Here is a 12473-nt window from a genome sequence, read left to right as displayed (position 1 = left end):
CTGGCACTCGGATTCGTCGTGTTGACCATCTTCGCCATGGGGCCCTTACGAGTCTGGGACTACCAACTCAATCGTCGCTGGCTCTACCTCTTCAACCCTGATCTGGTGTGGTTCACACAGAACATCCTCGACAGCATCGCCGGGCAGGCAGTCTGTATGCCCGTGCTGGCGATTGTTGCGATTGTGCTCGCGCGCAGAAGGCAGTCCTGGCGTCCTATCGGATTCGCTCTGGCAGCCGAGGCCGCCTTCTTCATCGGCATCGGGGGGCTGAAGGTTCTGCTGGCCCGGCCAGCGACAACTTTGCATGATCCGAGATTCTTCCAAGGCGGTCTGCTCGAGTTCGGTGATCGTGGGATCAGCTTTCCCTCCGGGCACTCCGCCGAGGCGGTGCTCATCTACGGTGCCGCCGTCTACCTCATCGCCAACTACAGTGGTGCATCACAGCGGCTCGTCCATATTCTGTGCTGGGTCGTGGTCGCGATCAGTGTGAACTCCGTGGTGGTCTCCTTCCTCCTCGGGTGGCACTGGGCCACAGACCTCCTCGGTGGCCTTATTGCGGGCGGTCTGTTCCTGCGCATCCTGGTGCAGTGCGACAGACGTACGCGCTACCGGTGGAATCGTATGGACAGTTTCGAACGAGACGGCATAGGCTCCTGACGATCAGCACCCTTGCATTCACTCTTCAAGCGAAGGCCGCCTGCATGCCTGCTTGATATTCGCCCGAAGCCATGTTGTTCGTGTCGTCAACACTGAGAAATCGGCACTGCCGACCAGCGCATATGGTGTTCAGTTTCAGCCACTACACCTCGGGACTCAGTCGAGTGCCTCAACGACTTCCGGGACTTCCCTCAGGTGTTCACGAAGAATAGTGGCCGCACGCTCATCATCGCCTTCCGTCAAAGCGTCAAGAATACGCTCGTGTTCCCGCTCAATCGTGGACCGTCTCCTTGGCGACTCTCTAATCGCGCGAATGGCAATACGAACGTGTTGAGGTCTGAGGCTCTCATAGAGATGGTGCATCACCGAGTTGTCTGCGCATTGCACCAAGAGTGAATGAAACCGCTGGTCCAATTGCCCGTAAGCAGGCCAATCCTGCGAATCGCCAGCCGCCTTCATCTCGGCAATCAGATCTCTCGCAGCCGAAGGTATGGGGCGATGTGCACGACAAATACGACCATATGCGGTGGACTCGATCATTATTCGGGTTTCATACACTTCATGCATCTCTGAAACCGTGATGCTGCGGACCTGAGCGCCACGCCGAGGGAGCAGTTCGATGAATCGCTCCGCCTGAAGTCGCAGAAGTGCTTCTCGAATTGGTGTCCGTGAAACGCCGATCGCGAGCGCGAGCTCCGTTTCATCTAGAAATTCTCCTGCTGCGAATGTCCCGCGAAGAATCTGTTCACTGATGTGCTGGTATGCCATGTCTTTAGCAGATTGCTTGACCGTTCGGCTTTCCCGTCGACCAGGCTGATTGGGGATTGACATATTCTCGAGCTTACTCCTATCGTTAATTCTGACCGTGACCTTCGTCATGGTTATTATTTTACCGCATCTTGTATACACAGTGTCGACACAGCGTATTTTTGAAGGGTGACTCACCTCATGCACAACACTCCAGACCTGGCCATATGGTTGTCTGAACCGTCAAGCGCAGCGATCGAAATCGCTCGCATCGCAGGCTATAGCACCGTTGTGCTTGATGTAGAGCACGGCACGTTCGACCTCGGAGCCCTCGATTGGGTACTCCCCCTGATCTCTTCAAACGGCATGAAGTCGATTGTGAAGGTACTGGCTCCTGAGCGCGGCCCGATCCAACAGGCGCTCGATCTTGGAGCACACGCCGTCGCCATTCCACACGTCGAATCCGCCGAACATGCTAGAGAAATCACCGGCTTCGCCAAGTTCGCGCCATTGGGCAATCGTTCATTCGCAGGCGGACGGACCTCAAACTATCGAGGCTTCAGCGACGACTGGGTGACAGAACAGGACACTCAGACACAGTGCTTTCCAATGATTGAGGATGCATCTGCCGCAGACGAAATCGAAGGAATCCTTGCTCTGGATACCGTCGATGGAGTATTCATCGGCCCGTCAGATCTGTCCTTGCTGCGTGGCCGCGGAGCATACACCGCGTCTGACGACGACCTCGCTGATATCCGACAGATCGCTCGCGTTGCACAACAGGCTGGAAAGACCTGGATCCTTCCCGCGTGGAGCGATGAAGAAAAGAAACTAGCTGCCCAGGAAGGGGCCGGCACCATCATTACGACAATGCAGTACGGCGCCCTGCTACAGGGCTTTACAGCCGCGGCGGAGACCGCCGCAGCGATCATTGAACAGTTTGGAGAACCAGCATGACCCTCAAAGTCGCAACAGCGCAGTTCGCACCGACGACCGACAAGGCACACAACCTCACTCAGATCAGAGAACTTGTCCACAAGGCAGTTGGCGAAGGCGCCGAGCTCGTCGTGTTTCCTGAGTACTCAACGTTTACAAATTCGGTCATTGACGAATCCTTCGTCGAATCTGCCGAACCCCTTGACGGCAAGACCGTCACCGAGGTGCGGCGAATCAGTGCCCACAATGGGGTTTCCGTGATCCTCGGTGTCAATGAGCCTGATGGGCATGGACGGATGTTCAACACTCTCGTCGCGATCAACAATGGTGAGATCCAAGCGACCTACCGAAAAGTCCACCTCTACGACGCTTTCGGAGTCGAAGAATCAGCAGTTGTCACGCCCGGGCCGTTGACTCAACCGGAGTTGATGGAGATCAATGGATTCAGAATCGGGATGCAGACCTGCTACGACCTGCGCTTTCCTGAAGTATCACGAACGCTTGTCGATGCTGGTGCTGACGTGCTGGCACTCCCAGCTGAATGGGTCCCTGGACCGTTGAAAGAATTCCATTGGACAGCACTGCTGCGCGCTCGAGCCATCGAGAACACAGTCTATGTTGCTGCCGCCGACCAGTCTGCGCCAACCGGTGTAGGGCATAGCGCAATTGTCGATCCGATGGGAATCTCCGTCGCCATGATTGCTGACGGTACGGGACTGGCGCAGGCAGAAATCAATCGTGAACGGATCGATCAAGTCCGCCAAACTAACCCCGCACTTGGGATGCGGCGCTTCCAGGTCACTCCGAAGGACTGAATCCCATGATCAAGAGACGGTTACAACTGAGCGCGTTAGCCGGATTGGCTATCAGTGGGCTCCTCGTGTCCGGTTGTTCGGCCACAGAAGGTGACGAGTACGAACTGCACTATTCGACCTACTCCAACTCAACGTCCGATCAATCTCTCACCATGCAGAGGTGGGCCGAGAGAATCGGCGAATTGACCAATGACGAGGTAACAGTCGTATTCCATTACTCGGAGAGTCTTGTCGGCGCGGACGAATCGGTACCAGCCCTGCTCGATGGCCGTGTGGATATGGCACAAGTTGGTTCGATGTACGCCGCTTCCGATCTGTCGATGTATACAGCCGCGGAACTGCCGTTTGAAACGCAGAACCCAGAAGCGCATATGAAATCCCTACAGCGACTCTTCAGTGACAACAAAACCTATCGAGAAGACTTCGATCGGCAGGGAGTGCGTCAATTGTTCCCTTTGCCAATCGGCAGCGCGGTCATGGGGTCGAACGAACCGATCAAATCAATTGACGACTTCAGCGGCAAGAGTATTCGTTCCGGCGGTCTCGTATCGGAGATCTTGCTCGCGGGAGGTGCGAACCCCGTGACCATGACGGCGACGGACGTGTACGAATCCATGGAACGGGGAGTCGTCGACGGATACACCTCTCTGGGCATGTCGAATCTGCCAACTTTCGGTCTGGCGAACAGTACGAAATACATTGCAGACCCAGGTATCGGCGCCTATGCATCATCGATTGTAGGGATCAATGCAGAGCTGTATGACTCAATGCCGGCAGACATCCGGAACGCCATATCTCAGGCGTCGGATGAAGCGTTGTCAATGGGGATCGAGGAACTCGATAAGGAAGGCTCGCTCGCATGTGCGCAAGCAAGGGAAGTGGACACTGAGTTCTTTGAATGGGCAGATGCCGACGTCAAAGAGTTCAAAGCACGCTCAAATATCGCAGATCAGTGGGTTGCACGATACGAGGAGCGCGGATACGACGCGCAATCTGTTCTCAATGAATATCGATCCTTCCTGGCTGAAGAAGGCGCATCCTCAACATATGAAGATGCTCTGACGAGTTGTTTGGAGGAGACATGATGAGCTTCGGGTTGCCTGGCGCACTGCGCAGTACCGCGTCGTGGTTGGGAACTATTGCAGGAGTGCTTCTACTGTTCGTCGGCGGATTGACAGTTGCTGATGTGGTGAGCCGAAATGTACGCGGACAGTCAATTTTGGGAGTTGTCGAGATCTCCACTCTCCTCTTGGTCGCAGTTGCCTTCCTCGGATTGGCGGCTGCAGAAGTCAACGGCAAGCACGTGACCGTCTCGCTGGTGGAGGAGCATCTGGGACAGAACGGACGAATTGTTCTCAGCGTTATGCGCAGCATTTTCATAGTCGTTCTGGCCGTAGCGCTGCTCACCGGCATGTCCGTTGTTCTCGAAAGTGCTTTCACTCGAGGCGAGACGACCAACGACGTTCTGAGGTTGCCGACCTGGCCGGCCAAGGTCGTTCTCCTACTCTCGTTCGCCTTCTTCTTCGTCACCGCTCTATGGAAGGAATTCTTCGTTTTCCGGATCCTCCGTTCCGGCCACGACCCGTTTGCAATGGAGCAACAAGCAGAGCTGGACCGCGCTGCGAAAGAATTGGAGGCCACTGATGAGCGCTGAAGCCATCCTTGCTGTCTGTCTGGTGATCTTCACCTTCCTCGGATGCCTAGCCACACGGCTCCACGTCGGCCTGTCGCTGATGCTTTCCGGAATTCTGGGCATCATCGTGCTGAGGAGCCTAGATGCCGCAGTGGGAACTGCGTCCAACCAACCCTATTCCGCAGCGGCCAACTACTCACTCACCATCATTCCGCTCTTCATATTGATGGGGGTCTTGGCTGTGCGAGCAGGACTGGCACAAGCCGGCTTCGACTTCTCGTCACGAGCACTCCGGAAACTCCCAGGCGGAAGCGCCCTAGCGTCCATAGCTGGCTCTGGACTCTTCGCAGCAGTGACAGGTTCAAGCGTGGCGACTGTTGCCACAATGGCGAAAGTCTCAACTGACGCCATCACCAAAGCCGGGCATGGTCTCAAGCTTGCCGCAGGTGTCGTCTGTGCTGGTGGAACGCTCGGTGTTTTGATCCCACCATCAATTGTGCTGGTCCTGTACGGGATAGTTGCGAGCGAAAGCATCGGTCAGCTGCTCTTGGCTGGAATAGGTCCGGGTCTGCTGACGATACTCGCCTATGGGGTCACAGCAATGCTGATAGTGACGATCGAAAACCGGTGGGCGAGGACAAATCCGGATGTCACATCAGCGCCGAAGGTCCAGACGACCGGCTCTATTCAGGAGAAGCCGAAACTCGATTTTGTCGGCGTCGCGTTCCTTGCGGTCATCTTCATCGTCTCCATCGGCACCATATATATGGGTATAGCCACTCCCACAGAAGCAGCATCGTTTGGTGCAATCGCTGCTCTGATCGTCACCCTGATTCGGGTTCGGCCGCCGAAATGGCTTTGTGCTCTCAAAGATTCGATGACCGAGGCGATCGGACTCACCGCAATGACCTTCCTGCTGATGGCCGGTGCAGGCGTATTCACCTACTTCCTCGCTCTTTCAGGAACAAGTTCAGCGCTCGTGAACTCAGTCGTCAGTGCAGATCTGCCGCCCTACGTGGTGTTGGTACTCTGCTTGGCGCTCCTGTTGCCATTGGGAATGTTCCTGGACGGCATATCCATGATCCTCATTGCGGCGCCGCTCCTGCACCCAATTCTCACCGAATACGGCTTCGACGGAATCTGGCTGGGAGTGTTGATCGTCAAAGTCGCCGAAATGGCTCTGATCACACCGCCTGTGGGCATGAACGCTTTCGTGTACGCCGGTGCCGTCCGAGGAGCCGGCTTGGGCAACGTATTCCGCGGAATCGTACCGTTCATCGTCGCAGATGTGGCAGTCGTTGCGGTATTGATTATGATCCCTGACATTGTCACCTTCCTGCCGGAGCTCTCAGCCGCGCAGTAGGATCGGCTGATCAACCGGGTGGGGTGGAAACTCGTGGTTGAGTTTCCATCCCCACTTACCGCGTCGGGGCAAGGTCGTCCAGTGGCCGCGACCTACGCTGAGCGGCCAACCCGATTGAGCAGGTCGTCCCCGGAACAGTAGCGCCGCAGATTCTCCAGAAACAGAGCCGCGAAGGCGTCGTGCCTGCCGACGGTATCTCCTGACATGTGTGGACTGATCACCACGTTGGAACAATCCCACAGGGGATGATCCGACGGAAGTGGCTCGGGATCGGTGACGTCGAGCACCGCGACAGCTCCCGCGCGATCGTTCATCTCTTCTGCCAGCGCCAGGTGATTGACCGTTGATCCTCGCCCGATGTTGATGAAGACGGATTCTTCGCGCAGCTGCCTGAGCAAGGCGGAGCCGATCAGCCCGTCGGTCGCCGTGGTAGCTGGCAGACAAGACACAACCACATCATGTTGACCGACGTGAAGCTGCAGTTCACTCACACTAGCCACCTCGTCGAAGGCAGGAAGCGGAAGAGGTGTTCGACGGATGCCGACGATGCGCCCAAAACCTGCCTGCCGAAACACTCGTGCACACTCCGACCCGATATTTCCCGTTCCGATGATCAGAGCGTTCAGTTCGGAATTCGCTTTCGGCTCTCGATAATCTGTTCGGCGCTCTCGTGTATCGAGGGCTGAACGGAGCAGCCCCTTGGACCATAGGAGCACACTGCCGAGGACGAATTCGGCAATTGAATGGTCGAGGACTCCGCGACAAGTCGTGAGAATGACTCCGGCTGATTCCATGCGATCCACGGGCAAATGGTCGACACCGGTCATGTTCACATGCACCCACGACACTGCCGGTGCCAGTTCGAGAAGACGCTCGACGTCATTCCAATATCCCGCACGCACGAACGCCACCGAAGTGTCGGGATGAACCTGTCGAAGATCCTCAGGCAGCAACCGCTGAACCTTGAACTCGGTGCCCGGGACGTTCGCTGCCGAGCCCAGGTCGCCCAGAAGAGAGGAATCCGCGCCATCAGATCGGTCGATGATGACAACTCTCAACATCATTCGGCCGCCTCCGCCCTATCGTCCCGAGATCTTAGTGGCCAGGCGACCGAACACGGATGTGTCCGCACCTCCCCTTCGATGCTCGATCGTGTCTGCCGCCTTGTACATCATCTGCACAGATCGCGAACCGATCCAGCGTAATGGTTCAGCCTCCCATCTACGCGGCATGTTCCGGACCCACGCCGACTCTGTCAGCGAAGAATCCTGCTCGGAGATGAGTCCTGCCACCGTGCGTCCGGCTACATAAGAGGCCGTCACCCCCTGCCCGGCGTAGCCTCCGACACGAACCAGCCGATTCGGCTTGGAATAGTCGATGAAGGGTGACCAGTCACGAGGCACTCCCAAAACCCCTCGCCACGAGTGCGCAAGTTTGATGGGAACAGTCGGGAACAGTCCTTGCAGGATCTCTCCCAATTGAGATGTCGTCCTGGGGTCGAGCTCTCCGCTCGTATCGAATCGCGATCCCCAGAAGTACGGCACCCCGCGCCCGCCGACAGCGATCCTATTGTCGGCAGTTCGCTGAGCATAGAAGTAGATATGCTGTGCGCCACTCACGCATTCGTAGCCCGACCAACCGATCGATTCCCATTGCGACTCAGGAATCTGCTCAGTGACAACCATGGACGAAACCATCGGCAATTGGTCCCGTTTCCTGCCGGGCAGCGCCGAGGTGTATCCCTCGGTCGCCAGAACGACCACTGACCCACGCACGTGTCCACGAGTGGTCTGACAATCGCCATCGGAGAACTCCACTACTGGGGAATTCTCATAGATTCTGACGCCGAGATCTTCACATAGTTCCGCGAGTGCGTACACCAATTTCGCCGGATTGCATTTGACCGAATAGGGGCTGTAGACAGCACCCTGCACGCCGGGCACATGGATTCTGTCGTAGGTCTCTTGCTCACTCAGCAGAGAGATTTCGTCCTCGGTCAACCCCCAGCTCCGGTCTTCATCAAGGTGGCTCCGCAACCGGGCAAACTCACTGTCACTGCGAGCGATCTGCATCCAACCGCCTCTGTGTGCGTCGATGTCTTTGCCTGCGGCGGCCATCAGATCGTCGATCTCAAAGACGGCTTGGTGGCACGTGCGCTCGATCTCTAAGACCTGTTCAGCACTGACCGATTCGGACAGGAGATTTCGGCGCAGGCCGACCGTCTTTCCGCTGATCCAGCCGCCGTTTCGTCCGGAGGCTCCGTATCCGACGAACTCCTTCTCCAACACAACGACGTCGAGTGACGGATCCTGCTTCTTGGTCCAATAGGCGCTCCATAGTCCTGTATATCCGCCGCCGATGATGACCACGTCCGCTTGAGTGGAACCTTCGATCCTCTGCCGAGTTCGACTGAGGTCCCTGGTGGAGTCGAGCCAGTGGGACAGATGTCCGTTCTTCATGATTCCTCCCCGTTCTTCGCCGAGGTGGCCAGGGGCAGGATGCGAGATCGAGCAGCTTCCCAGGTCAGGAGCACTTCCTGACCGATGGTGAAGTCATCGACGTCGGTCTGCCGCGATCGGACAACGCCTCCCCCGCCTCGGCAGGAGACCATGTATTTCACCGAATGTCCGACGTAGACCTTGTCGATGATCTCTGCTGCTACGGTCGGTCCTGACTGTTCAGCGCTCGAAGCGCTGATGAGCTCGACGCTCTCGGGTCGAATCATCAACTGCGCAGGACCACGATGGTCGACCTCGGTGGGCAAGCGGAAGTCATCTCTAACGAACTCGTGGCCGCTTCCCTGCTCTTCGATCAACCCGTCGAGGTGGATTGATTCGCCGAGGAACTGCGAGACGAATTCATTGCTCGGGTTCTTGTACAGTTCGTTGGGAGTTCCGATCTGCTGAATCCGCCCCTCGTTGAACACCACGATGCGGTCGGACAGTGCCATCGCTTCGTCTTGATCGTGAGTGACATAGACGACCGTGGTGCCCAGATCACGGTGAATGCGCCGAATCTCTGTCTGCAGTCCTTCACGCAGCGCCTTGTCGAGTGCGCTTAACGGCTCATCCATCAGCAGCAGTGGCGGCTTATAGGCGATGGCACGCGCAAGTGCCACTCGCTGCTGCTGACCTCCGGACAGCTGTGCCGGCATCCGAGCACCGTACTTCTCGAGGGAGACCTTTGCCAGAGCCTCGTCGGTGGCCCGCTTCCTCTCAGGCTTATCGAACCCATGCTGCTTGAGTGGGTATTCGACGTTCTTCTCGACTGTCATATGCGGGAACAGGGCATAACCCTGGAACACCATGCCGATGTTGCGGCGATGGATGGGGATATCGGTGATGTCTTTCTCATTGATCATGATTCGACCGCCGCTGGGCTCTTCGAACCCTGCGATCATGTTGAGCGTCGTTGTCTTACCAGAACCGCTGGGCCCCAGCAGGGAGATGAACTCTCCCGGCTCGACGTCGAGGTTGACGTCCGCAGCAGCAGTGACGGTTCCGAATTGTTTGCCGATGTCGCGAAGACTCAGCGCTGCACCGATGACTTGTGTGCTCATGTGCGTTTCCTCTTGAGGTGTTGAGACAGGATTCCGCCGATAGCGGCAGCGGTCGTAGTGATCATGATGAGAGTCGCCGCGGCGGCAATCGTCGGATCGACCTCACGCTGCATCCCGGCGAACATTGTGACGGGCAGTGTCTGCAGGTAGGGGCTTGAGATGAACATCGATACCACCACTTCATCGAAGGAGGTGATGAACGCGAAGAATGCTCCGGAGAGGATCCCCGGCATCAGCATGGGAACGGTGACGCCAATGAATGCGCGGAATTTATTGGCTCCGCAGACCCAAGCTGCTCTTTCGAGAGAGACATTATATGCAGCCAGCGTCGACCCCACCGTCACGACAACGTAGGGGACGGCCAGTGCGGTATGGGCGATGAGGAATCCAGGCAGCGTTCCGACCAGACCGAGTCTGAGGAACAGGCTGTAGAGTCCGACGCCGAAGATGACGGACGGAATGATCATCGGAATGATGAGGAAGTTGCGGCCGATTGATTCCCTGATGCCCTTGACCTTGAACAGTCCGTAGGCCGCCAGTGTTCCCAGCACAGTTGCCAAGACGGCAGTCAGCAGCGCAATCTGCACAGAGTTGAGGAAACCTCCGAGCCACTGTGCGTCGCTGAAGAAGTTCTCGAACCATCGCAAGGAGAAACCCTTGGGAGGGAACGCCAGCGATCGCTGTTCGTTGAAGCTCATCGGGATGACGATGAGAGTCGGAGCGATCAGCCACAGCCCGATGAAGACGCATGCGGCCCATAGTGTTACGCGTGATTTGTTCACAGTCCGCCCCCGATCTTTCCGATCTTGATGCCCATCACCTTGGCCACAAGGAAGAGAAGCAGGAATACTGCTCCGACCATGACCAGCGTGGCAACTGCCAATGCTCCTCCCTTGCCCCACGAGAGCAGCTCAAGCACCTGTGTGAACAGAGCGTTGGGAATGAGTTGCTGCCTCGGTGAGCCCAGAAGTGCCGGTGTTACATAGAAGCCCAAGGACAGGATGAAAACGATCAGAGACCCAGCGAAAACACCGGGCAGGGACAGTGGAAAATAGACCTGTAGGAATGCCTTCCACTTCGGAGCTCCCATGATGCGTGCGGCCAATGGCAATCGGGAGTCGATCCCGACCATGACAGACACCATCGGCAAGACCATAAACGGCATGAGTATCTGGCACATGCCGATGAGCACAGCCGTATTCGTGCCCAGAATGGTCAGAGGTTCGATGCCGAAAGCGCCGAGGACCGTATTGAGCAGTCCGTTCTTCTGGAGGATGATGATCCACGCAAATGCCCGGACCATCATCGAGGTCCAGAATGGCAGCAGGACCACCACCATGAGAATCGAGCGGACCAAGGTCGAACTGGTTGCCATCAGATAGGCGAACGGGTAGGCCAACACTGCAGTGATCAGGGTTGCCAACACCGCAATGTAGATCGTCCGCCACATAATGTCGTGAGCGGTCGAGTTCGTGGCCAACCACTCGAAGTTCTGGGTACCCGGCTGCGGGTCCGTCACGCTCATCACCAAGATGATTGCGACGGGGACGATGAAGCCGAGCGCCACCAGCAGCAGTGCTGGCCAAGCCAGCACTGCTGTTCGCGATTGCTTAGTACTCATCAGAGAACACCTTTACGAAACCGCTCATTTATTGAGCCAATCTCCCCAGGCGGCGTAAAGCTCCTCCTGGTTCTTTCCCCAGTACTCGGCATTCTGCGGGAGCGTCACGTCGAGCACTTCGGGCCGCGTTACATTGAATTCCTTGGCTTCGCCCTCAAATTTCGGTTTGGAGTCCACGTTGACGGGCGAATAGCTGGTCGCCTCCGCCATTTCTGCCTGCTGCTTCGCACCCAACGCGTAGTTGATATAGGCATGTGCAGCGATCTTGTTCGGCGAGTCTTTGGCAATCGAGAAAGTATCGCTGGCAAGGAATCCCTGATCCCAGACTGGTTTGAAGTTAGAACCGTTTTGATTGGCTTCATAGATCCGGCCACTCCAGCCGAAGATCATATCGGCTTCGCCGGCCTGGGCCATCTGAGTCTGCTCAGCACCTGTCTGCCAGTATTTGACGTCCTTCTTGATGGTGTCCCACTTCTTCAAGGACCGTTCTGTGTCGAGGGGAAACAGGTCATCCGGCTTCACACCATCAGCCAACAGCGCTGCTTCGAATGTTCCAGCGGTAGCCGATGGACGGCCTTCAACGGCACGAGTGCCGGGGAACTTGTCCGTATCGAAGAAGTCTTTCCACCCGGTGGGAGGATTGTCGCCGTATTTGTCCGCGTCGTAGAACATTCCATAGACATAGACCAGAGATGGCAGGTAGCAGTCGCCCTGCGGAGTACCTTCGGGGATCTTGCTGGTATCGATGAGCGAGAGATCCAGCTTCTCGAACAAAGTACCGCAATTCGCGGCGTTCTGCGTGGGGCTTGCGTTGATTGCGTCCCAGGAGACATTGCCGGAATCTACCTGAGCTTTGAGCTTAGCGGCGTCCGTCGGACCATCCGAAAGCACTTCTGCCCCGGATTGTTTGGCAAATGGCTCAGAGAAGGCCTTCGTCTGACCATCTTGGAGCCCTCCGCCCCAGGAGACAAACGTCATCGTCGTACCGTCCAACGATCCTTCGGCAACTTCACCGGCGACCGGATCCTTGAAATCCTCTGCGTTGAGTTCGCTGGTGCTCCCTCCCCCTTGCATGCATGCGGTGAGGGCGAATGGCAATATCAGTGCCGCAGCAATTGCGGAATATCGTTTCATCATGATTC

At 56.9% G+C, this 12473-nt stretch carries 13 protein-coding genes; 6 read left to right on the top strand and 7 right to left on the bottom strand.

Annotated elements, in window-relative coordinates; translation table 11 throughout:
* The first annotated feature begins 18 nt into the window (after positions 1 to 18).
* Positions 19 to 657, top strand: coding sequence for a phosphatase PAP2 family protein (locus JFC13_RS00840; RefSeq protein ID WP_332839300.1), 639 nt, complete (start codon positions 19 to 21; stop codon positions 655 to 657).
* A gap of 156 nt (positions 658 to 813) precedes the next feature.
* On the opposite strand, the gene JFC13_RS00835 is transcribed toward JFC13_RS00840, so the two are convergent.
* Positions 814 to 1536, bottom strand: a complete 723-nt coding sequence (locus JFC13_RS00835) for a GntR family transcriptional regulator (protein WP_198395223.1) — start codon at positions 1534 to 1536, stop codon at positions 814 to 816.
* A 69-nt stretch (positions 1537 to 1605) separates the two neighbouring features.
* Here JFC13_RS00835 and JFC13_RS00830 point away from each other — a divergent pair, with 69 nt between their 5' ends.
* From JFC13_RS00830 to JFC13_RS00810, 5 genes are read left to right on the top strand one after another with little or no spacing between them, the layout of a single operon-like run.
* Complete coding sequence (locus JFC13_RS00830) at positions 1606 to 2361, top strand: HpcH/HpaI aldolase family protein (protein ID WP_198395222.1); 756 nt, start codon at positions 1606 to 1608, stop codon at positions 2359 to 2361.
* A complete protein-coding gene (locus JFC13_RS00825; protein ID WP_198395221.1) occupies positions 2358 to 3155 on the top strand; it encodes a carbon-nitrogen hydrolase family protein in 798 nt (265 codons plus the stop codon). Before JFC13_RS00830 ends, JFC13_RS00825 begins: the two co-directional genes overlap by 4 nt.
* A gap of 5 nt (positions 3156 to 3160) precedes the next feature.
* Complete coding sequence (gene dctP / locus JFC13_RS00820; RefSeq protein WP_198395220.1) at positions 3161 to 4240, top strand: TRAP transporter substrate-binding protein DctP; 1080 nt, start codon at positions 3161 to 3163, stop codon at positions 4238 to 4240.
* A complete protein-coding gene (locus tag JFC13_RS00815; protein WP_198395219.1) occupies positions 4237 to 4809 on the top strand; it encodes a TRAP transporter small permease subunit in 573 nt (190 codons plus the stop codon). The genes dctP and JFC13_RS00815 overlap by 4 nt, the downstream gene beginning before the upstream one ends.
* Positions 4799 to 6151 (top strand): TRAP transporter large permease, encoded by a 1353-nt coding sequence (locus JFC13_RS00810; RefSeq protein WP_198395218.1) that lies wholly within the window; start codon positions 4799 to 4801, stop codon positions 6149 to 6151. The genes JFC13_RS00815 and JFC13_RS00810 overlap by 11 nt, the downstream gene beginning before the upstream one ends.
* A 92-nt stretch (positions 6152 to 6243) precedes the next feature.
* On the opposite strand, the gene JFC13_RS00805 is transcribed toward JFC13_RS00810, so the two are convergent.
* The 6 genes from JFC13_RS00805 to JFC13_RS00780 form a co-directional block, all read right to left on the bottom strand.
* A complete protein-coding gene (locus JFC13_RS00805; RefSeq protein ID WP_198395217.1) occupies positions 6244 to 7104 on the bottom strand; it encodes a D-2-hydroxyacid dehydrogenase in 861 nt (286 codons plus the stop codon).
* Between the two features lie 126 nt (positions 7105 to 7230).
* Positions 7231 to 8610, bottom strand: a complete 1380-nt coding sequence (locus tag JFC13_RS00800; protein ID WP_198395216.1) for an NAD(P)/FAD-dependent oxidoreductase — start codon at positions 8608 to 8610, stop codon at positions 7231 to 7233.
* Positions 8607 to 9710: an ABC transporter ATP-binding protein gene (locus JFC13_RS00795; protein WP_198395215.1), complete on the bottom strand. Its 1104-nt coding sequence runs from the start codon at positions 9708 to 9710 to the stop codon at positions 8607 to 8609. Before JFC13_RS00795 ends, JFC13_RS00800 begins: the two co-directional genes overlap by 4 nt.
* Positions 9707 to 10492 (bottom strand): ABC transporter permease, encoded by a 786-nt coding sequence (locus JFC13_RS00790; protein WP_332839299.1) that lies wholly within the window; start codon positions 10490 to 10492, stop codon positions 9707 to 9709. The genes JFC13_RS00795 and JFC13_RS00790 overlap by 4 nt, the downstream gene beginning before the upstream one ends.
* The gene (locus tag JFC13_RS00785; protein WP_198395214.1) at positions 10489 to 11331 is read right to left on the bottom strand and encodes an ABC transporter permease; all 843 of its coding nucleotides are present in this window, start codon (positions 11329 to 11331) and stop codon (positions 10489 to 10491) included. Before JFC13_RS00785 ends, JFC13_RS00790 begins: the two co-directional genes overlap by 4 nt.
* Before the next feature lie 24 nt (positions 11332 to 11355).
* Complete coding sequence (locus JFC13_RS00780) at positions 11356 to 12468, bottom strand: ABC transporter substrate-binding protein (protein ID WP_198395213.1); 1113 nt, start codon at positions 12466 to 12468, stop codon at positions 11356 to 11358.
* Positions 12469 to 12473: the final 5 nt, after the last annotated feature.

Origin of the sequence: Brevibacterium antiquum, assembly GCF_016107655.1 — a bacterium.
Taxonomy (GTDB): domain Bacteria; phylum Actinomycetota; class Actinomycetes; order Actinomycetales; family Brevibacteriaceae; genus Brevibacterium; species Brevibacterium antiquum.
This window is presented reverse-complemented; position numbering and strand designations above follow the sequence as displayed.

Excerpts from the sequence above, each read along its gene's own strand:
- JFC13_RS00825 (WP_198395221.1), top strand. The coding sequence starts at position 2,358 with ATGACCCTCAAAGTCGCAACAGCGCAGTTCGCACCGACGACCGACAAG.
- JFC13_RS00815 (WP_198395219.1), top strand. The coding sequence starts at position 4,237 with ATGATGAGCTTCGGGTTGCCTGGCGCACTGCGCAGTACCGCGTCGTGG.
- JFC13_RS00780 (WP_198395213.1), bottom strand. The coding sequence starts at position 12,468 with ATGATGAAACGATATTCCGCAATTGCTGCGGCACTGATATTGCCATTC.
- dctP (WP_198395220.1), top strand. The coding sequence starts at position 3,161 with ATGATCAAGAGACGGTTACAACTGAGCGCGTTAGCCGGATTGGCTATC.
- JFC13_RS00810 (WP_198395218.1), top strand. The coding sequence starts at position 4,799 with ATGAGCGCTGAAGCCATCCTTGCTGTCTGTCTGGTGATCTTCACCTTC.
- JFC13_RS00785 (WP_198395214.1), bottom strand. The coding sequence starts at position 11,331 with ATGAGTACTAAGCAATCGCGAACAGCAGTGCTGGCTTGGCCAGCACTG.
- JFC13_RS00800 (WP_198395216.1), bottom strand. The coding sequence starts at position 8,610 with ATGAAGAACGGACATCTGTCCCACTGGCTCGACTCCACCAGGGACCTC.
- JFC13_RS00795 (WP_198395215.1), bottom strand. The coding sequence starts at position 9,710 with ATGAGCACACAAGTCATCGGTGCAGCGCTGAGTCTTCGCGACATCGGC.
- JFC13_RS00835 (WP_198395223.1), bottom strand. The coding sequence starts at position 1,536 with ATGACGAAGGTCACGGTCAGAATTAACGATAGGAGTAAGCTCGAGAAT.
- JFC13_RS00830 (WP_198395222.1), top strand. The coding sequence starts at position 1,606 with ATGCACAACACTCCAGACCTGGCCATATGGTTGTCTGAACCGTCAAGC.